Source organism: Alsobacter soli (genome assembly GCF_003004785.1).
Lineage (GTDB): Bacteria > Pseudomonadota > Alphaproteobacteria > Rhizobiales > Beijerinckiaceae > Alsobacter > Alsobacter soli.
The window spans coordinates 1-21,231 of the sequence record NZ_PVZS01000018.1; the positions used below are offsets into that span (position 1 = coordinate 1).

The 21,231-nt window shown below is 69.3% G+C and carries 18 protein-coding genes; 6 read left to right on the top strand and 12 right to left on the bottom strand.

Annotated elements, in window-relative coordinates; translation table 11 throughout:
- Positions 1 to 120: 120 nt before the first annotated feature.
- Together SLNSH_RS15980 and SLNSH_RS15985 are read right to left on the bottom strand one after the other, a co-directional pair.
- Positions 121 to 1,284, bottom strand: a complete 1,164-nt coding sequence (locus SLNSH_RS15980) for an alpha/beta hydrolase (protein ID WP_106338014.1) — start codon at positions 1,282 to 1,284, stop codon at positions 121 to 123.
- 277 nt (positions 1,285 to 1,561) lie between these two features.
- On the bottom strand, positions 1,562 to 2,779 hold the full coding sequence (locus tag SLNSH_RS15985) for an alpha/beta hydrolase (RefSeq protein ID WP_106338015.1): 1,218 nt from the start codon (positions 2,777 to 2,779) through the stop codon (positions 1,562 to 1,564).
- Positions 2,780 to 2,939: 160 nt separating this feature from the next.
- Here SLNSH_RS15985 and meaB point away from each other — a divergent pair, with 160 nt between their 5' ends.
- Both meaB and SLNSH_RS15995 read left to right on the top strand, forming a co-directional pair.
- A complete protein-coding gene (meaB, locus tag SLNSH_RS15990; RefSeq protein WP_106338016.1) occupies positions 2,940 to 3,938 on the top strand; it encodes a methylmalonyl Co-A mutase-associated GTPase MeaB in 999 nt (332 codons plus the stop codon).
- A gap of 302 nt (positions 3,939 to 4,240) precedes the next feature.
- Positions 4,241 to 6,046, top strand: a complete 1,806-nt coding sequence (locus SLNSH_RS15995) for a multicopper oxidase family protein (RefSeq protein ID WP_158266777.1) — start codon at positions 4,241 to 4,243, stop codon at positions 6,044 to 6,046.
- Positions 6,047 to 6,425: 379 nt separating this feature from the next.
- On the opposite strand, the gene SLNSH_RS16000 is transcribed toward SLNSH_RS15995, so the two are convergent.
- Both SLNSH_RS16000 and SLNSH_RS16005 read right to left on the bottom strand, forming a co-directional pair.
- A complete protein-coding gene (locus tag SLNSH_RS16000; RefSeq protein ID WP_106338087.1) occupies positions 6,426 to 6,746 on the bottom strand; it encodes a c-type cytochrome in 321 nt (106 codons plus the stop codon).
- Positions 6,747 to 6,926: 180 nt separating this feature from the next.
- Positions 6,927 to 8,180 carry a PQQ-dependent sugar dehydrogenase gene (locus SLNSH_RS16005; RefSeq protein WP_210202524.1) on the bottom strand — a complete coding sequence of 418 codons (1,254 nt, stop codon included), beginning with the start codon at positions 8,178 to 8,180 and terminating at the stop codon, positions 6,927 to 6,929.
- A gap of 192 nt (positions 8,181 to 8,372) precedes the next feature.
- On the opposite strand from SLNSH_RS16005, the gene SLNSH_RS16010 reads away from it, so the two are divergent.
- Positions 8,373 to 9,707, top strand: coding sequence for a TIGR03808 family TAT-translocated repetitive protein (locus SLNSH_RS16010; protein ID WP_106338019.1), 1,335 nt, complete (start codon positions 8,373 to 8,375; stop codon positions 9,705 to 9,707).
- 239 nt (positions 9,708 to 9,946) lie between these two features.
- On the opposite strand, the gene SLNSH_RS16015 is transcribed toward SLNSH_RS16010, so the two are convergent.
- Positions 9,947 to 10,951 carry an asparaginase gene (locus SLNSH_RS16015; protein ID WP_106338020.1) on the bottom strand — a complete coding sequence of 335 codons (1,005 nt, stop codon included), beginning with the start codon at positions 10,949 to 10,951 and terminating at the stop codon, positions 9,947 to 9,949.
- A gap of 141 nt (positions 10,952 to 11,092) precedes the next feature.
- On the opposite strand from SLNSH_RS16015, the gene SLNSH_RS16020 reads away from it, so the two are divergent.
- The 3 genes from SLNSH_RS16020 to SLNSH_RS16030 all read left to right on the top strand — a co-directional run bounded on the left by SLNSH_RS16020 (position 11,093) and on the right by SLNSH_RS16030 (position 13,626).
- Positions 11,093 to 12,406 (top strand): UDP-glucose dehydrogenase family protein, encoded by a 1,314-nt coding sequence (locus SLNSH_RS16020; RefSeq protein ID WP_106338021.1) that lies wholly within the window; start codon positions 11,093 to 11,095, stop codon positions 12,404 to 12,406.
- Positions 12,407 to 12,496: 90 nt separating this feature from the next.
- A complete protein-coding gene (locus tag SLNSH_RS16025) occupies positions 12,497 to 13,324 on the top strand; it encodes an alpha/beta hydrolase (RefSeq protein WP_106338022.1) in 828 nt (275 codons plus the stop codon).
- Positions 13,325 to 13,389: 65 nt separating this feature from the next.
- Complete coding sequence (locus SLNSH_RS16030; protein ID WP_106338023.1) at positions 13,390 to 13,626, top strand: Lrp/AsnC ligand binding domain-containing protein; 237 nt, start codon at positions 13,390 to 13,392, stop codon at positions 13,624 to 13,626.
- A gap of 57 nt (positions 13,627 to 13,683) precedes the next feature.
- Here the strand turns inward: SLNSH_RS16030 and SLNSH_RS16035 are convergent, their stop codons facing one another.
- The 7 genes from SLNSH_RS16035 to SLNSH_RS16065 all read right to left on the bottom strand — a co-directional run bounded on the left by SLNSH_RS16035 (position 13,684) and on the right by SLNSH_RS16065 (position 21,200).
- On the bottom strand, positions 13,684 to 14,007 hold the full coding sequence (locus SLNSH_RS16035) for a YnfA family protein (protein WP_106338088.1): 324 nt from the start codon (positions 14,005 to 14,007) through the stop codon (positions 13,684 to 13,686).
- A 57-nt stretch (positions 14,008 to 14,064) separates the two neighbouring features.
- Positions 14,065 to 14,736 carry a GntR family transcriptional regulator gene (locus tag SLNSH_RS16040; protein ID WP_106338024.1) on the bottom strand — a complete coding sequence of 224 codons (672 nt, stop codon included), beginning with the start codon at positions 14,734 to 14,736 and terminating at the stop codon, positions 14,065 to 14,067.
- A gap of 130 nt (positions 14,737 to 14,866) precedes the next feature.
- Positions 14,867 to 15,757, bottom strand: a complete 891-nt coding sequence (locus SLNSH_RS16045; RefSeq protein ID WP_106338025.1) for a dihydrodipicolinate synthase family protein — start codon at positions 15,755 to 15,757, stop codon at positions 14,867 to 14,869.
- 100 nt (positions 15,758 to 15,857) lie between these two features.
- Positions 15,858 to 16,709: a carbohydrate ABC transporter permease gene (locus SLNSH_RS16050; protein WP_106338026.1), complete on the bottom strand. Its 852-nt coding sequence runs from the start codon at positions 16,707 to 16,709 to the stop codon at positions 15,858 to 15,860.
- 211 nt (positions 16,710 to 16,920) lie between these two features.
- Positions 16,921 to 17,865, bottom strand: coding sequence for a carbohydrate ABC transporter permease (locus SLNSH_RS16055; protein WP_106338027.1), 945 nt, complete (start codon positions 17,863 to 17,865; stop codon positions 16,921 to 16,923).
- Between the two features lie 161 nt (positions 17,866 to 18,026).
- The gene (locus SLNSH_RS16060; protein WP_106338028.1) at positions 18,027 to 19,379 is read right to left on the bottom strand and encodes an ABC transporter substrate-binding protein; all 1,353 of its coding nucleotides are present in this window, start codon (positions 19,377 to 19,379) and stop codon (positions 18,027 to 18,029) included.
- Positions 19,380 to 19,583: 204 nt separating this feature from the next.
- Positions 19,584 to 21,200, bottom strand: coding sequence for a DEAD/DEAH box helicase (locus SLNSH_RS16065; RefSeq protein ID WP_106338029.1), 1,617 nt, complete (start codon positions 21,198 to 21,200; stop codon positions 19,584 to 19,586).
- Between the last annotated feature and the right edge of the window lie 31 nt (positions 21,201 to 21,231).

A 21,231-nucleotide genomic window follows, 5' to 3' on the forward strand; every position in this document is an offset into this window, starting at 1 on the left:
GATGGCCGGGTCGAGCCCGGCCATGACGGATGTTGGATCGCATCAATCCAGAGCCTCGGCGGCTCCTGGATTGCTTCGTCGCTTCGCTCCTCGCAATGACGAGGAGAGCGGGAGACCGGCTCAGCGGATCGCGGTGGCGGGCGCCGGGGCTGCTCCCGGCGCGGCCAGGGGTGCGGAGCTGACGGCCGCAGGCATGGCGGGCGGCAGGCCGTCGCCGGAGACCGGGGCCGGCGCGCCCGCCTGCGGGTCCACGTAGGACTGCGCCTGCTTGTCCTCCAGGCCCTTGTCCTCCACCCGCACGGTGGCGAGCTGGGCGCCGATGGACTGCACCACCGTGGGAGCCTCCGCGAAGGTGACGTGGCGGAACATGTCCGACGCGCCCTTGGCCTTGGTAAGGTCATAGACCCGGACGTTGAGGCCCTTCAGCTCCTCGACGTGCTGGGGGTTGTTGAGGTCGAGCGCGCCGAGCCGGGTGCGGTCGCCCGCGAGCGTGCTGGACACGGAAAGCGCGCGGTCGTCCGCGGCGGCGAAAACCGAGACCCGCGCGACGTCGCCCAGCCTGCTCATCTGGGCCCGGAAGACTTCCAGGTCGATGTCGGGCGCGGCGAGCATCACCTCGCCCAGGTGGCCGCCGAGGCTGGCCTTGCCGCCGATCGCGGCCTGGCGAAGGGCCTCCATGGCGAGCCAGGTTCCCATGGAGTGGGCCATGATGTGCACGCGCCCGACGCCGGGCGCCTGGCCGAGGTCCTCGATCAGCTTCTCGAGATGGTCGCGGGAGGCGGTGGCGCTCTCCTTGTCGGAACCGTAGGCGAGAATCTGGGCGCGCGAGGGCCAGGTGAAGAGCACCGGCACGCCGGTGAAGCCCGAGTCGTTGACGATCTGCGCGAGACGGAAACGCGCTTCGTCATAATTGGTGTTGAAGCCGTGCACGAAGACGAGCACGTCACGGCTGACGCCGACGCGGCCGGAGAGCTGGGTCGCGATCTCCTGCTGGAAGGCGTCCGCCCCCATCTTGCGCTCGCCCGCGATGGTGAAATGCCGGCTGCGGCTTTGCGGGGTGAAGCTGGGTCGCTCGATGACGCCGGGGGCGTGGCCCGGCGGGATGGTGACCGTCGAGACGTTGTAGCGGGGCACGCGCGCGGATTCGCCACTCTCGGGCTTGCGGGTGGACACCACGAACAGGCGCTCGACGCGCCCCTGCTCCGTCTGGGACGAGCCCAGCATGGCGGACACGCCGGCGAGGCCGCCGGCATTGGCGCCGCAACCGGCCACCGCCAGAGCCATCCCGAGCGCCACGGTGGCGCGCAGCGCGCGGCGGCGCCTCGAAACGGCTAATCCCTTCGTGCAAGACGGCACGGCAACCCCTTCCCGGATCTCACGAAAGGGCCGCGCTGCCTTCGACGGCCCCCGCCCAGTTCGCTCCCCTGCGCTTAACCGAGCGTTAACGGCGCGGGACGCAGCTCCACGGTTCCGCTTTCGCAGCCCACCGTGTCGCAAATGGGACGGGGCGCCCTTTCGCCGTTGTTTGTGGTGGGGTGAGGCGGCTTGGCCACACCCTCCTTCAGCGAGCCACGTTCTCCAGGACCGACGTGGGCGACTCGCCCGCCAGAATGCTGGCCGGGGCGCCCACCACCGTTCCGGCCGCGCCGCCGATGGTGGAGCCGAGCTTCGTGCCCAGCATCATGACGCCCTCGCCCAGCCCCGGGCCGCGCGTTGCGATCCCGTTGTCGCTGGCGAGGCGGCGGCCGATCAGCTGGACCACCTGCGGCGAGGAGGCGAACTTGCCGTGATTGAGGTCGTCGCTCGTCTTGATGTCGGAGAGGTCATAGACGGTGATGTTGCTGGCGCGGAGCCGCTCGGCCATCTCGGGATCCGACACCACGAAGGCGCCAGCGCGCTGACCGCCCCAGACGAATTGCGAGACCTTCAGGGCCTTGTCGTCCCGGCTCACGAAGACGGTGATGGGCAGCTTGAGGGGGGCGATGACGCTCAGCTGCTTGCGGAAGACGTCGATGTCAATGTCCGGGGCGGCGAGCATGACCTGGCCCAGCTTGCCGCCGAAGCGGCCATCGCCCCGAATGGCGGCCTGCCGCATGGTCTCCATGGTCAGCATGTTGCCCATGCTGTGGGCCAGGAGATCGACCTGGGTGGCGCCGGACTGCCGGGCGAGCTGGCGCAGGGTGGCCTCGAGGTCGTCGCGCGAATAGACGGCGCTTTCCCGGTCGTAGGGATAGTCCAGCAGCGCGCCCTTGGAGGGCCAGGTGAACAGGACGGGGACGCCCTTGAAGCCGGAGTCGTGCACGATCTGGGCGAGGCGGTAGACCGCCTCGTCGAAGGTGGTGTTGTAGCCGTGGATGAAGACCAGGATGGTGCGCTGCCCGGGCGGCCGGGCCTGCACCGCCTTGCGGACGCCAGCCATGAACCCGGCGTCGTTGACGAAATTGCGCTCCAGGGTGGCGAAGCTGACGTTCGGGTCACCCTTGGCGCTGGCCGGCCATTCCAGCTCGCCCGGCTTGTGATTGGGCGGGACCGACACCACGAGGTGCGCGTAATCCAGCGACGGCGCGCGGGCGCCGCCGAACATCTCGGCCGGCGTGGCGTCCCGGCGCTGGCGGGTGGTGGCGACGAAGATGGTTTCGGGGCTAGCCCCCGGGACGAGGGCCGCCACAGGCTCGAGCACGCCGACCCGCGGGCCGCCGCCGCACCCGGCGAGCGCGAGGGCGAGCGCGGCGCAAGCCAGCGCCTGCCTCACCGCCGTCCCGAATGCGCCTGCCCGCATCGCCAAGCCCCCGCCCAAAAAGGATCAAGAGTCGTACAAGCGACAACCTGAGCGCGCAATCCGGCGGAGAGGCGAATCCGCGCGAGCGCGGCGCCGGGGCCACAGCCCCGACTTCCGCAGCGGTTGAACGGGTCCGGGCGCCGTCGTAAGCCTGCTGGCGATGACGCCCGCCGCGAATCCGCCCGACATCGACGACCTCGCCGCCCGGATCGCCGCGGGCGAGCGCGCGGCGCTGGCGCGGGGCATCACGCTGATCGAGTCCCGCCGGGCGGACCACCAGGCCGCCGCGCGGGCGCTCGTACAGCGGCTGCTGCCGCGCTGCGGCCGGGCGATCCGCGTCGGGATCACGGGCGTGCCCGGGGTCGGCAAGTCCACCACCATCGACAAGCTGGGCTCGAACCTGACCGCCGCGGGCCACAAGGTGGCCGTGCTGGCGGTGGACCCCTCCTCCACGCGCACCGGCGGCTCCATCCTGGGCGACAAGACCCGCATGCAGCGGCTGGCGGTCGACCCGCACGCCTTCATCCGCCCCTCCCCGTCCTCCGGCACGCTGGGCGGCGTGGCGGCGAAGACGCGCGAGACCATGCTGCTGTGCGAGGCGGCCGGGTTCGACGTTATCCTGGTGGAGACCGTCGGCATCGGGCAGTCCGAGACCACCGTCGCGGATATGACGGACTTCTTCCTGGTGCTGATGTTGCCGGGCGCGGGCGACGAGCTGCAGGGCATCAAGAAGGGCGTGATCGAGATCGCCGACATGATCGCGGTGAACAAGGCCGAGGGCGAGGGCAAGACCCGCGCCCGGGCCGCGGCCGCGGAATACCGGGCCGCCCTGCATATCCTGGCGCCGAAGTCGGCCACCTGGACGCCGCCTGTCGTCACGATCTCGGGGCTCGACAACATCGGGCTCGACGACCTCTGGGCGAAGATCGAGGACCACCGCACGCGCCTGACGGCGACGGGCGAGCTGGCGACGCGCCGCCGCGCCCAGCAGGTGAAGTGGATGTGGGCGATGGTGGAGGACCGCCTGTTCGCCCGGCTTCGCAACGACCCGCAGGTGAAGGCCCGCTTGCCGGACCTGGAGTCCGGCGTGGCTGACGGACTCGTCTCGGCCACGGTGGCGGCGGAGGAGATCGCCGTGCTGGTGGGCCTGGGCGGGTAGCGTAGCCCAGTCAGCCCCGCTTGGCCGTTGACGGCTGGCCTTCCCTATGTTTGCCTGATCATTGTTTTTTAATAATTCACTGAGAGGCGCCCATGATCGTGCGTCGGAGCTGTTTCGCTCACCGCCTCAAGCTGGTCCTCGCTTTCTTTGCTTACATGGCGCCTTCCGGGCTCGCAGCCCAGGTTGAGCTGGCGGATCCGCCGATCTGCACGAGTCGAGAAGGCGATTTCGCGAATGGCGCCCCGAAGCAGCCTGCCATCTGCAGCGCTCCGCCGATCGGCGGCTCCCATCCGGAGCTCAGGGTGAAGCTGACGGCCGCCGAACGGCCGGTGGTCATCCCTCGGGTCTCCCAGGGCGGCGCGGGCGTCGAGCTCATCCGCGTGTCGAACGCCTACACGTATCTCGACGACCCCGCGAAGCCCGGCCAGGGCACGCTGCTCCCGCCGGTGCTGCGGCCCAATGTTGGCGACACCCTCAAGGTCCACCTCGAGAACCGGCTGCCGGACGTCCTCGACCCCCACACGGGCAAGACGGGACCGCAGGTCACCAACCTTCACACGCACGGGATGGTGGTCTCGCCGCTCGGCAATGGCGACAACGTCTTCGTGCGTGTTTTTCCCGTGGCGACTCCGCCCCAGCCCGCCATGCCGGGCGTCACGGACGCCTATGGCGCCTTCGACTACGCGATCCGCATCCCTGGCGGCCCGATCGAGATGCCGGGGGGCAAGCCAATCTCGCGCGCCGGCCTGTTCTGGTATCACCCGCATCCGCATGGACTCAGCCGCAACCAGCTGGCCCATGGCCTCTCCGGCCTGATCGCCCCAGGCGCGGTGGAGGACTACGCGCAATGCAAGGACGGCGGCGGCGCCGTGACCAACTGCGCCAACCTGCGGCGGCACTTCGTGATGCTCCGCGACATCATCGTGCAGCGCAACGGCGCCGACTGGCGCATCGTGGAGCGGCAGGACGCCCCGCCGGTGTTCTGCGCCGCAGCCCCCAACGGGGATTGCCCCGAGCCGGACAAGAAGTGGCTGTTCACGGCCAATGGCGCCGTGAAGCCGCTGCTGCGCATGCAGGGCGGGGAGACGCGCCTGATCCGGCTCGCCAATGTCGGCTCGGACGTGACCTACAGGCTGGCGATCGAGGGGCCGGCGCCGCTTCCCAAGGTCCAGTTGATCGCAAAGGATGGCGTGGCGGTGTCGGGGGCCGACCCGCTGCCCATGCTGCTGATGCCGGCCGCTCGGGCCGAGTTCGTGATCTCAGCGCCTCCCCAGGGCGGCCGTTGGATGCTGAAAACGCTCGGCTACAACACGGGCCCGGCCGGCGACACCTGGCCGGCTGCGGACCTGATCGAGATCGAGGCGGCTCCCGTCGCGACCGCGGCAAGCCAGCCCGCCGTGCAGGCCCAGGCCGTGAAGTTGGAGCCCAAGGTCCCGCTTGCGCCCGTGAAGGTCATGGCCGCTCCGCTTGGGGGCGCGTTCACCGCGGCGCCGGCCGCAAGGCCCGCGCTGGCGCCGCCGTCTGGGGCTCCGCGCCTGCACGCGCATGGCGGCGTCGGGGCCGCGGCCGTCCGCATCGACCCCTGCGCCTATGCCGTCCTGAAACCGGGGCAGCGGCGGGTGATCACGCTGGCCCAGGACGCCAACGGCTTCATGATGGGATACGGCATCGCCGAAACGGGGAAGCCCGACGTGGTGCTCTTCCCGCCGCGGCCTGTCGATATGGCCCGCATCGACGTTTGCGTGAAGCACGGCGGCGAGGAAGTCTGGGAGATCGTCAACACCGCCGGCGAGATCCACAATTTCCACATCCACCAGGTCAAGTTCATGGTGTCGGCGGTGCAATGGGGCGACCCGAAGACGGGCGCCAGCGCGGCCGACTGCATGAGCTTCATGAATCTGCCTGCGGGGGCCGGGCAGTCGTGCGACGTCGCAGGCGTGACCGAGCTCGCCGGTCACGACACGTTCCCCGTCCCGCCCAACGGGGGGCGGCTCACCGTGGTGATCCCCTTCAGGAACACGGTCCAGATCGGCAAGTTCGTCTTCCACTGCCACATCCTCGAGCACGAGGACAACGGCATGATGGCCGTACTCGACCTGCGACGTTGAGGGCCCGCCTCAACGCTCCACCCCGGCGCTCGCTTGGCGGCGGTCAGGCGTCACGCCGGTTGGATGCGGTGAACACTGGCGTCCGGACGGGCCAGCGAGCCTAAGCAATGAGAGAGCATCGCGGGCTTAGCGCCCCGGGGCGTGCAGGCGCGCCCATCCTGGCTGTCATCCCCGGGCTGCGCCCCGAGATCCTCACCCTGTACGGGGGCGTGGATGGCCGGGACGAGCCCGGCCATCACGGAGTTTGGTTCGATCCTCGCGAGCGCAGCCACGAGCGCAGGTCGCGCGCGCCAAGCCCTCTGGATTGCTTCGTCGCTTCGCTCCTCGCAAAGACGGGGTGTTGGATGGCATTGGACAGCCCGCCTGCCATCGAGGCTCCCTACGGTCGCTTCACCTCGACCTCGATGGACGCGTAGTAGGCGGCGAGGTCGGCGATATCGGCATCGCTGAGGTTCGGGGCGACCACGGACATCATGTCGTTCTTGCGCGCGCCGGTCTTGTAGTCCTTGAGGGCCTTGGCGAGATAGGTCTCGACCTGGCCGGCGAGGTTGGGCGCCTCGGGAAGTTTCGAGCGGCCGTCGAGGCCGTGGCACGTCTGGCACTGCAGCGCCTTCTGGCGCCCGGCCTTGGGATCGGCGGCTTTCGCAGAAGCGGCGCAGGCCACGAGAATGGCCGTCACGAGGACGGCGCGGGGGATCATCTTCAAACGCAGGCTCCAAGGTTCACGCCGCCGCCGCGGCTCGCGCGCGGGCGGGACGAGACCCAAGCGCCGCGGCGGCGGCCCTGGATCCCCTTCCCGGCCTGCTGCGCAGGCCGCCGGGGATGACGGCGGTGGTCACAGGGTGGCGGGACCAGCCAGGGGGCTCGTCCCGCCCCAGCGTCAACGCCCTTCGTAGGTGATGCGATACAGGGCGCCGGCGAAGTCGTCGGAGACCAGCAAGGATCCGTCCTTGAGCATGGCCACGTCCACCGGACGCCCGAGATATTCGCCGTCAGGCGTCAGCCAGCCCTCGGCGAAAACGTCCGTCTTGTCCGCCGTGCCGTCCTCCTTGAGCGTGGTCACCATGACGCGCGCGCCGATCGGGTCGGTGCGGTTCCAGGAGCCGTGCTGGGCGGAGAAAATGGCTCCCTGATACTTCTTCGGGAACATGCGGCCCGTGTAGAAGGTCATGCCGAGGTCGGCCGCGTGGGCGTCCATCTCGACCTGCGGGAAGACGACGTTCTGCGGGACCTGGTCTTCCTTGTATTCGACGGTGCGGACCTTGCCGCCGCCGTACCAGGGGAACCCGAAGTTCTGGCCGGGCTGGGTGGCGCGGTTGAGCTCGCCGGGCGGGATCTTGTCCCCCATGCCATCCACCTGGTTGTCGGTGAACCAGAGGGTCTTGTCCTTCGGGCTGAAGTCCATGCCCACCGAGTTGCGGATGCCAGTGGCGAAGACCTCCCGGTTCTTGCCCTCGCGGTCCATGCGGATGATGCCGCCGATGCCCCACTTCTTGTAGAGGTCCAGCTTGTCGGGCGCAGGCACGTTGAAGGGCTGGCCGAGCGCGATGTAGAGCTTGTCGTCCGGGCCCACGCGGCAGACGCGCGCGGTATGGTTGTAGCTCTCCTCCTCCTTCGGGATCAGTTCGCCCTGGGCGACGATCGGGACGGCCACCACGTCCGGGCTCTCGTAGAAGAACTCGGCGGCCGGGAACATCAGCACGCGGTTCTGCTCGATGACGAACAGGAAGCCGTCCTTGGAGAAGCAGACGCCGTTCGGGATCGTGAGGTCGATCGTGGAGGCGAAGGGCTTCACCTCGTCCCCGACCCCGGACTTGCCGCGATCGGTCACCGCGTAGACCTTGTTCTTGCGGGTGCCCACGAAGGTGACCACCCCTTGCGGGCCGACGGCCATGTGGCGCGCGTCCGGCACCAGGGCGTAGAGCGAGATCTTGAAGCCGGGCGGCAGCTTGATCTTGGCGAGGTGCTTCTTGATGGCCTCCGCCTTGGAGCCTGTCTGCGGGATCAACGGGATATCGGGGGTCGCGCCCGTGGTCTTGAAGGCGCCCAGCTTTTCGAGGTTCGAGGGGACGTTCTGGGCGAAGGCCGTGGTGGTCAGCAGCGCGAATGCGGCGGACCAGACAAGGGTCTGCATTCTTGGCATCGATAACCTCCCTTTGCGCCTCTGGCGGACGCGAGCGCGCCTCTGACGGACGCGAGCTTGAGCATGCCTCAACCCCTAAGACTTTGGTAGCGGCCCGTAGTCGTAAATACCGATCGCACGTCCTGGTCGGTCGACCGAGCGCGCCGACTCACGACAGCATCGCCGCGCTTCGAGGCTTCGCCCATGCCTTTCACCCGTCGCAGGCTGCTGGCCGCTGCGCCCGCCCTCCTCACGCTTCCAGTTGGAGGCTACGCACTCGCGCGCCCGGCGCTGGACGGTCTCACGCTCGGGCTGAAGCCGGATGTTCCCGGCATGGGCCCGGCTCTGGCGCGGGCGCTCGAAGAGGCGGCGCGCCGCGGGCTGCCGCTGTTTCTGCCGCCCGGGCGCTACCGCGTGAGCGGGGCCGAGTTGCCGGACAACGCCGCCCTGGAGGGCGCCCCGGGCCTCACCCGCCTCTCGCCGGATGGCGACGGTCCGATCCTGTCAGCGCGTGGCCGGAGGCGTATCTCGCTGACGGGACTGACGCTCGAAGCCGGCGGGGGGCGGCGCAAAGCCCCTTCCCTCCTGCAGGTCGAAGACGTGGCCCTCGCTGACGTGACCGGCTGCGAATTCCTCGCCGGGCCCTCCAATGGCGTTCAGCTGACACGCAGCGGCGGGCGCTTCGAGCGGAATCGCGTGGCGGGCATGGCCGACATCGGCGTTTTCTCGCTGGACGCGGCGCGGCTCGCGCTGCGCGACAACGTCGTGGAGGGATGCGGGGCGAACGGCGTGCTCGTGTGGCGCTCGCAGGTCGGGGACGACGGAACGCTGGTGGAGGGCAACCGCATCTCGCGCATCCGCACGGACCCGGGCGGGACGGGCGAGAACGGCAACGGAATCGGACTCTACCGAGCATCCAACGTCATCGTGCGCGGCAATGTGATCCGCGACTGCGCGCTGAGCGCCATCCGCAACAATGGCGGCTCGGGCGTGCAGATGATCGGCAACAGCTGCCAGCGGCTGGGCGAGGTCGCCATCTACCAGGAATTCGGATTCGAGGGCGGCGTCGTGGCCCAGAACGTGGTGGAGGAGGCCAATACAGGAATCTCCATCACCAACCTGAAGGAAGGCGGGCACGCCGCCGCCTGCGTGGGCAACGTCGTGCGCCGGATCCGACGGCGGGCCCCGCCCTATTCCGCCCAGGTCGCAGGCGGCGTCGGCGTCGGCGCAGAGGGAGACGTGGCGATCACCTGCAACGTGATCGAGGACGCCGAGCACATCGGCGTGCTGCTCGGCTGGGGTCCCTACCGGCGAAACCTTGCAGCGAGCGGCAACAGCATCCGGCGCTGCCCGGTCGGGGTGGGAGTGAGCGTGATCGAAGGCGGCGGACCGGTGGCGATCAGCGGCAACACCTTCTCGGAGACGCCCAAGGGCGCCGTGGTCGGGTTCGACCATGAGCGCGCCGTGACGGGCGACCTGCTGAGGCCGGGCGCGAACGCCCCGGCCGGGGTGCGGATCGAGGCGAACGCGGCGGGATAGTTTTCGCCCGCTCTTACAGGCGGACTGTTTCGGCGGGGCTGGCCTCAGGGCGCTGGCGACTGCATCGTCAGATTGCGGCGCGCCTGTTCCTGGCCGTCCCGCCCGGGCCCCGCGGATGGCCGGGACGAGCCCGGCCACGACGGGTCATGGTTCGATTATTGCGAGCGGAGCTAAGCAATCCAGAGCCTGGGCTGCCCCGAATTGCTTCGTCGCTGCGTCCTCGCAAGGACGGAGAGGGTCTAGGCCAGGGCGCCTGTGGGCCGGGTGGTCCCGACCTCGATGCCGTTCCAGTTGCGCTCCGTGTGGACCACGTGCGGGTCCAGGCGGGCGCGCTCGGCGTCGCCGAGCGGCAGCGTGCGGGCCAGGACAGCGCTGAACATGCATTCGGCGGCGCGCTTGGCGCCGTCATCGGCCTTGAGGGCGACGCCGAGGCCGAGCTCCGGAAGCGCGGCGCAGTAGACGCCCTCGGCGCCGGTCTTCATGAAGACGCGCCGGCCGAAGACCTCCATCAGCACCGTGTCCAGCCGCCCCGTGCCGGCCACGTTCCAGGGATGGGCCGCGGCAGCGTCGCAGATGCCCTCGGCGGCCTTGCGGCGCTCGGGCCCCATGCCCTCGCCCGCGCCGAAGCGGGCGAAGCCGGTCGCGAGCGCCGTGAGCGGGATGGCGTAGGTGGGAATGGAGCAGCCGTCCACACCGCGGACATCGTCGCCGAGCGCGGTCCCCGTCATCTCCTCCAGGGCCGCCTTGACCTCGCGCTGCACCCGGTGCTCGGGCTTCACGTAGCCAGCCGGATCCTCGCCCAGGTGGCAGGCCAGGCAGACGAAGCCGGCATGCTTGCCGGAGCAGTTGTTATGGAGGGCCGAAGGCTTGCGGCCGGCGGCGGCGAGGTCGCGGGCCGCCTGGTCGTTCATCGGCCAATGGGCGCCGCACTCCAGGCAGGCGGCGTCGCGCCCGGCCTTGGCCAGCATGCCGGCGGCGGTCTCCGCATGGGCGGGCTCTCCGGAATGAGAGGCGACGGCCAAGGCGATCTCGGCGGGGGTGAGGCCATAGCGGTCCGCGGCGCCGCTCTCCAGCAGCGGCAGCGCCTGGAAGGCCTTCACGGCCGAGCGGGGGAACACGGGTCGGGCCACGTCGCCGACGGCGAACACCGTCGCGCCCTTCGCGTCCATCACGGCGACCGCGCCACGGTGGCGCGATTCGACCATGGTCCCGCGCGTGACCTCGACCAAAACCGGGTTGTTCATGCGTCTCTCCTGGGGCGGCCGCTCCCTGCCGCCCGTGTCGGCGGCGGAGAATGGCGAACAGCCGCGCCGTTGCCAACCCCGGCGCCTTGCCGCCCCGGAGCGGTCGCTTTAAGACGGTCCGCAGCTTAACGGAGTTTCTCCATGCGCATCGCGATGATCGGATCAGGGTATGTCGGGCTCGTTTCGGGGGCCTGCTTCGCGGATTTCGGTCACACGGTGACGTGCGTGGACAAGGACGCCTCCAAGATCGAGGCGCTGAAGCGCGGCGTCATGCCGATCTTCGAGCCGGGGCTGGACGACCTCGTCGAGACCAACGTGGCGGAGAACCGCCTTTCGTTCACGACCGACCTGCGCGAGGGACTCGACGGGGCCGAGGCGGTGTTCATCGCGGTGGGCACGCCGTCGCGGCGCGGCGACGGGCATGCGGACCTCTCCTATGTGTACGCGGCGGCCAAGGAGATCGCCGAAACGCATCCCGGCCCGCTCGTGGTGGTGACGAAGTCCACCGTGCCGGTCGGCACGGGCGACGAGGTGGAGCGGATCCTGCGCGAGACGCGGCCGGAGGGGCAGTACTGGGTGGTGTCCAACCCGGAGTTCCTGCGCGAGGGCGCCGCGATCGGCGACTTCAAGCGGCCCGACCGCATCGTGGTGGGCACGGACGACCCGCACGCCCGCGAGGTGATGAGCGAGCTCTATCGGCCGCTCTCGCTGAACACGCCGCCCCTGATGTTCACGGGCCGGCGCACCTCCGAGCTGATCAAGTACGCCGCCAACGCCTTCCTGGCGGTGAAGATCACCTTCATCAACGAGATCGCCGACCTGTGCGAGGCGGTGGGCGCCGACGTGCAGGAGGTGGCGCGCGGCATCGGCTCGGACAACCGCATTGGGCCGAAGTTCCTCCACGCCGGGCCCGGCTACGGCGGCTCGTGCTTCCCCAAGGACACCACGGCGCTGGTGAAGACCGGCCAGGACGCGGGCGTGCCGCTGCGCATCGTGGAGACGGTGGTGGCCGTCAACGACCAGCGCAAGCGCGGCATGGCGCGCAAGGTGGTGGCCGCCTGCGGCGGCGCCGTCCGCGGCAAGACGATCGCGGTGCTCGGGCTCACCTTCAAGCCCAACACGGACGACATGCGCGACGCGCCGTCGCTGGCGCTGATCACGGCGCTGCAGGACCAGGGCGCCCGGGTGCGCGCCTACGACCCTGAAGGCATGGAGCAGGCCAAGGGCATGCTCAAGGACGTGGACTACGCCCCGCACGCGTATGACTGCGTGGAGGGCGCGGACGCGCTGGTGATCGTGACAGAGTGGGACGCCTTCCGGGCGCTGGACCTCGGCCGCGTCAAGCGGCTGCTGAAGGAGCCCATCGTGGTCGACCTGCGCAACATCTACCGCGCCGAGGACCTGCGCAAGCGCGGGTTCACCTATGTGGGCGTGGGGCGCGGCAAGGCGGACTGACAAAGCCTGCCGCTTGTGCGCCGGCGGCGACCGACGCCCTTGCTCCGCCGGCGCGCTTGGGATCATTCTCCCCGGCGCTGGGGAGACGCCATGACCATCGACTACGAAGCCGAATACAACAACCGGGCTCGGGTGCCGGAGCATCCGGGCCTCATCGCGGGCTGGGCGCGGGACGCGGCCGCCTATCGCGAGACGGCGCGCGGCGAGTTGGGGCTCGCCTACGGGCCCACCGAGCGCACGAAGCTCGACCTGTTCGGCGACGGCTCGGGGCCGATCGTGCTGTTCATCCATGGCGGCTACTGGCAGGGGCTGGACCGCGCCTCCTTCAGCCATCTGGCGCGGGGCCTCGTGTCGCGCGGCTTCACCATGGCGCTGCCGAGCTACGACCTGTGCCCGGCCGTGACGGTGGCGACCATCGTGGACCAGATCCGGCAGGCCTGCGCCTTCCTGTGGCGGCGTTTCGAGCGGCCGATCACGGTGGCCGGCCACTCGGCGGGCGGGCACCTCGCCGCCTGCATGCTCGCCACGCGCTGGCGCGAAGTGGATCCGGCGCTGCCGCCGGGCCTGGCACACGCGGCTTATGGAATATCCGGCCTCTACGACCTCGCGCCGCTTGTCGGCACGAGCGTGAACACGGCGCTCGGGCTCGACGCCGCCGAGGCGAAGCGGCTGTCTCCGCTGTTCTGGGAGGCGCCGCGCGGCAAGGTGTTCGACGCCGTCGTTGGCGGCGGCGAGAGCGGCGAATACCTGCGCCAGAGCCGCAGCATCGCGGAGGCGTGGGGCAACGCCGGGGTGATGACGCGCTACGAGGCGCTCGAGGGCGAAAACCACTTCACGGTGATCGCGCCGCTGGCTGATCCGGAAAGCCCGATGACGCGACGCCTGGCGCAGCTGGCCGAGATGGCCGGCAATCCCTGATCGGCGCCCGTGACGCGGGGCCATGCAGGCGCTATGGTCCCGCCACAACGAACCGGGACGGGGCGATGCAGACCTTCTTCGTCGAGATCAAGTGCAAGCTGGGCAAGACCTACGACGTGGCGAGCCGCCTCGCCGACGCCGAGATCGCGTCGGAGATCTATTCCACCGCCGGCAATTTCGACATCCTCGCCAAGTTCCACGTGGACGACGAGGTCGACATCGGCCACTTCGTGGGCGAGAAGGTGCAGCAGATCCCCGATATCGTGGACACGCACACGATCATCACGTTCAAGGCGTTCTGAGCCGCGGGGCGGCGGCTTCGTGGCTGCGCTCGCAAGGACCGGCGGCGGGCCCTGCCCTCACCCGCGCGGGGCGAGCAGGATGACTGCGGCGCCGGCCAGGCACACGCCGGCGCCGGCGAGGTCCCAGCGGTCCGGGCGCACGCCTTCGGCCAGCCACATCCAGCCCAGCGACGCCGCGATATAGACGCCGCCATACGCCGCGAAGGCGCGGCCAGCCGCTTCGGTCGGCACAAACGTCAGTAGGGTGGCGAAGAGCGCCAGCGATGCGGCGCCGGGGCCCAGCCAGAGGGCGGAGCGGCCTCCCCGCAGCCAGGCCCACACGGCGTAGCAGCCGGCGATCTCGGCGAGGGCGGCGCCCACATAGACGAAGATGGTGGGCATGGCGCTCAGACTCCGGCGGCTGTCGCCGGACATTGCACGATTCGCGCTCCCACGCGTCTAGACGCCCAGCGCGCGCGCCCGGGAGCTCGCGATGTGCTCCTCCACAGCCTTCACGGCGGCCGCGGGGTCGCGGGCGTCGAAGGCGTCCAGGATGCGCATGTGCTCCTGCATCACGGAGACGAGCAGGCGGTCGAGGATGCGGACGCGCTCCTCGCGGATGAGGCGGATCTTGATGCTGTTCACCCGGTAGGCGTTCGAGATGATCTCGTTGCCGAGCGCATCGATGACCTGGTCGTGCAGGCCCCAGTCGACCTGCTGCGCCTCCGCGACCAGGGCCGGCGTGATGCCCTCGGCGGCCCGGCGCAGGATGTCCTCGTGGGCGGACCGCAGTTGCCGCAAAGTGGCGTCGCTGGCGCTCGTGGCGAACAGCGCCGTTGCTTCCTTCTCCATGAAGAGCCGGAACTGGAAGGCGTCGCGGATCAGGGTGAGGTCGATGTGGGCGATCTGCATGCCGCGCTGGGGCACGGTGCGGATGAGCCCCTCGGCCTCCAGCCGCGGAACAAGCTCGCGGATTGCGCCAAGCGGCAGGCTGGTCAGTTCCACCAGCTCGCGCTGCGAGACGAACTGGCCGGGCCGGATGTTGCGCGCGAGCAGGTGATGCGTGAACGCGTCATAGGCGCGCTCGCGCAGCTTGAGGGGCTCCCGTTCGGCTTCGACCCGGTCGGTCATGGCGGCGTCCCCTCGCCTCCCGGTTCACAACCGTCATTGCGAGCCGCAGGCGAAGCGATCCAGGGGGCGCGCGCGCAATCACCCTGGGCTGCTTCGTCGCCGCGCTGCTCGCAATGACGGACGAGCGTCATCACGCCGCCTTGGCTTCCATGATGCGGTCGAATGCGGCGGTCAGATCACGGAACTGCCCCTCGGTCAGCGGCTCCAGCGGCGGGCAGACCTCGAGCCAGCCGGCGTCGCCGGTGCGGTGGGCGATGAGGCCCTTCACGGCGGACATCACCGGGAACGAGAGGACGAGGTCGACGACGGCCTTCACGCGCGGGTCCTCGCGGCCCTCGTTCGCCACGGGAGCGAGCACCTCCGGCATGAAGTTGGCGCAGCCGCAGATCGTCCCCTGGGAGCCGTTGCGCACGGCGCCGGCGAGCTGGCGCTCGTCGCCGACCAGGATGGCGAGGTCGCGGTGGTCCTCGAGCAGCTTCGCCGTGTTGGCGGCCTCGCCGGAAGAGTCCTTCACGCCGGCGATCACGTCCGGGAAGGCCTGGCGCAGGCGGCTGACAACGACCGGCGGGATGCCCACCGCGGTGACCTGGGGGATGTGATACAGGATCACGTCGCGAATGCCGGGGGTGCGCTCGAACAGCCGGGCGAACCAGGCGAAGACGCCGTCATCCGACACGCCCTTGAAGTAGAAGGCGGGCGCCACGAGCAGGCCCTTGCAGCCGGCGTCCAAGCCCATGCGGGCCTGGGCGGACGCTTCCTCCAGCGAGCTTGCCGCCACGCCGACCACGATCTGGCTCGTCGCGATTCCGGCGCCCTGCAGGGCGCCGAGCATCTTGGCGCGCTCGTTCAGGCCGATGGAGGCGCCCTCCCCGGTGGTGCCGCACAGGGTGACGCTGCGGGCCCCGTGCTCCAGCACCCAGGCGGCGTGGTTGGCGAGGCGCGCGAGATCGACGCTCGCGTCGCGGCGGAAAGGCGTGGAGAGCGCGACCGAGAGGCCGAACCGATCCTTGGATGTCGTCACGTGGGAGCTCCTTGTTCGGCCGGCGCTGATGCGCTCAGCCGGTATGGACTAACATGTCGGTTTCGGGCGCAAGGAGCCCTGGTGGGCTCCCGCGTGGAGATCAGCCGTCCTTCAAGCCTCCGGCGGACAGGCCAGCCACGATCTGGCGTTGGGCCATCACGGTCAGCAGCAGCACCGGCAGGGTCACCAGCAGCGCCGCGGCGGCGAGCGGTCCCCAGGAGATCTGCTCGAAGGTCAGCACGTTGTAGACGGCGGCCGGGAGCGTGCGGGTCTGCTTGCCGCCCAGCACGACGGAGAAGATGAAGTTGTTCCAGGAGAAGATGAAGGCGAGGATGCCGCCGACCACGAGCCCCGGCTTCGCCAGCGGGAAGGCGATGTAGCGGAAGCTCTGCCAGGTGGAGCAGCCGTCCACGAGGGCCGCGTCCTCAAGCTCCGTCGGGATGTTCTCGAAATAGCCGATCATGATCCAGACGATGATCGGGATGGTGATCACCAGGTGGGTGATCATCAGCGCCGGAATGGTGCCCACGAGCCCGAGCCACTGGAAGGCCATGAACAGCGGGATCAGGTAGCTGAGCGCCGGCGTCATGCGGGCGATCAGGATGAGGATGGCGAACTTGGCGGACTTGGAGCGCGCGATGCCGTAGCCGGCCGGCACGCCGACGAGGAGGCCGATGAGCACGGCCCCGCCCGTGACCAGGATCGAGTTCCACAGGTAAAGCAGGAAGTTGTTGCGGGCGAAGACGTCGACGTAGTTGGCCAGCGTCGGCGGGCTCGGAATGAACACCGGCGGCCACGCGGTGTTGTCGACCTCGTTCTTGAACGAGAGCGACAGCATCCAGAGGAAAACCAGCACGGCCGGGGAGACCAGCACGAAGACGGAAAGGGCGAAGCCTGCCTTGGCCAGGATGTTCCTGGGCGTGAGGCGGTTTGAGCCGACGATGGCGCTCATGGGCGGGCTCCGTTCATTGCTCTGCAGTCACGTTCTCTCTCTCCGTCCTCCCCGGCGGCCTGCAGAGCAGGCCGGCAAGGGGATCCAGGGGCAGCACGCGCTGGGCTTCCCCATCCTCGAGATGTTCCGACGTCGCACCCAGTCTGCTGGATCCCCTTCCCGGGGCTGCGCGCCGCCGAGGATGACGAGCGGGAAAGCTCCTGGCCCCGCATCACGCGTTCCACTTCGATTTCTGGCGCGTGTAGAGCAGCAGCAGGCTCAGCGCGACGACGATGCCGAAGAAGATGACCACCACGGCCGAGGCGTAGCCGATCTTGTAGAACTGGAAGGCCTGCAGGTAGAGGAAGATGTTCATCGTCTCGGAGGCCGTGCCCGGGCCGCCTTCCGAGATGACGAAGATGATGTCGAACGCCTTGAGCGCGTCGATCGTGCGGATGATCAGCGCGATCATGATGAAGGGCCACAGCAACGGCAGGGTGATGTAGCGGAACATGTGCCAGCCGTTGGCGCCGTCGATGACGGCCGACTCGTAGGGCTCCTTCGGCAGGCCGGCGAGGCCGCCGAGCACGATGAGCATCACCAGCGGCGTCCAGTGCCAGACCTCGACCAGCACGAGGGTCGGGATGACGGTGTTTGGATTGAAGACCCACTCGGACGGGCCGATGCCCACCAGGGACAGGAGGTAGTTCAGCACCCCGAGCTGGGGGTGGAACATCATCTTCCACACCAGCGAGACGGCGACGGGCGTCGCCATCATGGGCATGACGAAGACGGTGCGCAGGAAACCGCGAAACGGAAACTCGCGGTGGAACACGAGCGCGGCCGCGGTGCCGAGCACGACCGGGAGCGCCACGCCGAGCACGGTGAAGTAGAGCGTGTGCCACATCGCTTCCTGGAAGCGCGTGTCCGCCATCAGCTGCCGGAAATTCTCCATTCCGACGTAATCGATGCCGCCGCCGACCTTCCAGTCCTGCACGGACATGAAGACCGTGAACAGCCAGGGGAAGACGATCACGGCCCCGATCACCACGGCGGCCGGCACCGCGAAGACCCAGTACTTGCGCGAAAAGTCGTGGGGCTTGCCGCTGGGCGTCGTGGCCGCGCGAGGCGCGGCGAGATCGCGGGGGACGGCGGCGGGGGCCGTGGTCTGGCTCATGGGGCTCTCTTTTCGCTGCCGGCTCCGGCGCCTGCTGGCGCCGGGTACAAATTTGCCGTCATTGCGAGCGCTGCGAAGCAATCCAGGGGATCTACATCCGACGTGGATCGCTTCGTCGCTTCGCTCCTCGCAATGACGGGCGACTGGGCGCGGCGCCCCGATCAGCCCTGCTCGGACTTCTCAAGCACCGGCTTGAAGGTCTCGGTGGCCTTCTTCAGCTCGGCGGCGACATCCGCGCCGGAGAGCGTGTTCGTGAGCGCCACGCCGAAGATGTCGCGGAACTCGGTGACGGGGATGATCTGCGGCAGGCCCGGGCGGCCGATCTTGCCGGAGCCGGCCATGCAGTCGAAGTAGTCCTTGGCGAAGGTCTTGGACTGCGTGCCTTCCGGGTTCTTGAAGGGCGACTGGCGGGCGGGAGCGCCGGCGCCGGCCTTCAGCATTCGCAGCTGGTTCTCCTTGTTGGTCGCCCACTGGATGTAATACCAGGCCGGCCCCTTCTTCTTGGACATCTGGGCGATGCCCAGGCCATCCGCGAAGATCGCCGAGTGGTGCGCCTTCGGGCCGGGAGGCGTGATGCCGTAGCCCACCTTGCCGACCACCTTGGACTTGGTGGGATCCTCCAGCGGCGTGGCGAAGCCGATGCCATCCAGCCACATGGCGGCGCGCCCCTGCATGAAGCTCGTCTGGCACTCGTTCCAATTGAACCCGATGGTGCCGGGAGGGGCGAACTCCTTGTTCAGCTTGCGGTAGAACTCGCCCGCCCACACAGCTTCGGGGCCGTCTGTGTTCAGCTTGCCGGTCTTGGGGTCGATCGTCTCAAGGCCCTGGCCGAGCAGCCAGCTGGTCCAGACCGGGATGTTGGCGTTCTTCAGGCCGCGGGAAACGAAGCCGTAGACGCCCTTCGAGGGGTCATTCAGCTTGGACGCCGCGGTGATGATCTCGTCCATGGACTTCGGATACTCGACCCCCTTCGCGGCGAAGAGCTCCTTGTTGTAGTAGAGCATCCAGAAGTCGACGAAGTGCGGCAGCGTGTTGATGACGCCGTCCGCCTGGGTGGCGAAGTTCATCCCGGCCTCGCCGAAGTCGGCGACGTCGAAGTCCGGGTTCGTCATCTCGGGATTGTTGATCAGGGGACGGAGGTCATCCGTCCACTTGCCCTTGTAGGACAGGCGCTTCTGGACGTGCAGCGCGAGCATACAGACGTCGAAGGTCGGGCGGCCCGAGGTGAACTCGATCATCGCCTTCTGGCGCTGCTGCTGCTCGGGGATCTGCTCGGAGGAGACCTCGATGCCGGTGAGTTCGGTGAACTCCTTCTCGTGCTGCTGGAGCAGGTCGCCGCGCGGAGTCTTCACCAGCATCACGTCGATCTTCTCGCCCTTGTAGCGCTTCCAGTCGAACTTGGACTGGGCGTTGGCGCGCGACACGATGGCGGGCGCGGCGACCGCGCCGGCGGCGACGAGAGCTGTGCTTTTCAGAAGATCGCGACGCGACAGGTCGCCGATGAGCTTGGCCATCAAGGTCCTCCCCAGGACGAATTTTGACCCGGCGAAACCGAGCCATGGCCGTCGGCCCGATGAAGCCGCGGTCCCATTCCGTGTTGGGGAGAGCCTAACCGGTTTAAGGCCGGCGTCAACTGACATGTTAGTGCGGGGCCAGTGGCGCTCCACACGAATCGAAAAGGGCGGCCGGAGCCGCCCTTCCCTCAACCTTGGCTGAACTCAGCGCGCGGGCCGGCCTTCGCGGCGCGGCTGGCCGCCGGGCTTGCCGCCCTGCGGACGGGGATGGCGCTGCCCGCGGCCGGAGGCGCCGCCGGCGCCCCAGAGTTCAAGCGCGCGGGCGCCGTCGGAGCCGCCATTCCGACGCGGCTCGCCCTGCCGCTGGTTCTGGCGCTCGCCCCCGCGGTGATCCGCCTGGCGGTGATCGCCCTGACGGTGATCCTGGTTCGGCCGATGCCGCGCCTCGCCCTGCGGACGGGCGCGCTGGTCGTCGCGCTGCGGCCTGCCGCCCTGGCCCTGGGCCGCCGGACGCTCGCCTTGCGGGCGAGCCTGGGCCGAGCGCTGGCCTTGCCGGTTCTGCCCCTGGCCGCCGGGGCGGCCTCCGCGGCCCTGCTGGCCGCGACCGTTGCGTCCGCCGCGGTCGTCGCGACGCTCCTCGCGGGGCTGCGAAGCCGTGCGCTTGGCCTCCTCCTCGGCGGCGGCCGCAAGGCCGGCCGGGAGATCCGCCTGGGGCACGCGCTGGCGCGTCACCCGCTCGATGTCGCGCAGGTAGGCGCGCTCCTCGCGGTCGCAGAAGGAGATCGCGATACCCGCCGCGCCGGCGCGCGCAGTGCGGCCGATGCGATGGACGTAGCTCTCCGGGACGTTCGGCAGGTCGAAGTTGATGACGTGCGTCACGCCGTCCACGTCGATGCCGCGGGCGGCGATGTCGGTGGCGACCAGCAGGCGGGCCTCGCCGGCGCGGAAGGCGGCAAGAGACCGCTCACGGTGGTTCTGGCTCTTGTTGCCGTGGATGGCGGCCGCCACGTGACCCGCGGCGGCGAGCTTGCGCACCACCTTGTCCGCGCCGTGCTTGGTGCGGGTGAAGACGAGCGCACGCTCGATGGACGGGTCATTCTGCAGCAGCAGGTGGAGGAGCGCCTGCTTGTGAGCCGTGTCGACGAGCAGCACCGACTGCTCCACCCGCTCGGCCGTGGTGGCGACCGGTGTGACGGCCACCTTGACCGGGTCCTTCAGCAGCTTGTCCGCGAGCTCGGCGATCTCCTTCGGCATGGTGGCCGAGAAGAACAGGCTCTGGCGCTGCTTCGGGATCAGGGCGATGAGCTTCCGGATGTCGTGGATGAAGCCCATGTCCAGCATCTGGTCGGCCTCGTCGAGGACGAAGGCCTCGATCTTGGAGAGGTCGACGGCGCGCTGGTTGCAAAGGTCCAGGAGGCGGCCGGGGGTGGCGACGAGGATGTCGACGCCGTTGGCCATCTCGCGGATCTGCCGGTTCACCGGCACCCCGCCGAAGACGACGTTGGCGGTGAGCTTGAGGAACTTGCCGTAGGCGCGGAAGCTGTCCGCGATCTGGCTGGCGAGCTCACGGGTCGGGCTGAGCACGAGCACGCGGCAGCCCTTGCGGGGCGTGGGCTTCGGGTCCGCCGAGAGGCGGTTGAGCAGCGGCAGCGCGAAAGCAGCCGTCTTGCCGGTGCCGGTCTGGGCGATGCCGAGCAGGTCCTTGCCGACGAGAACGGAAGGAATGGCCTGCGCCTGGATGGGGGTGGGTTTCTCGTAGCCCTCGGCGGCGAGCGCGTCGAGGATCGGGCGGCTGAGGCCCATGTCGGTAAAGAGTGTCAAGGAAATGTCCTGGAACTGAGGTCGATGGAGT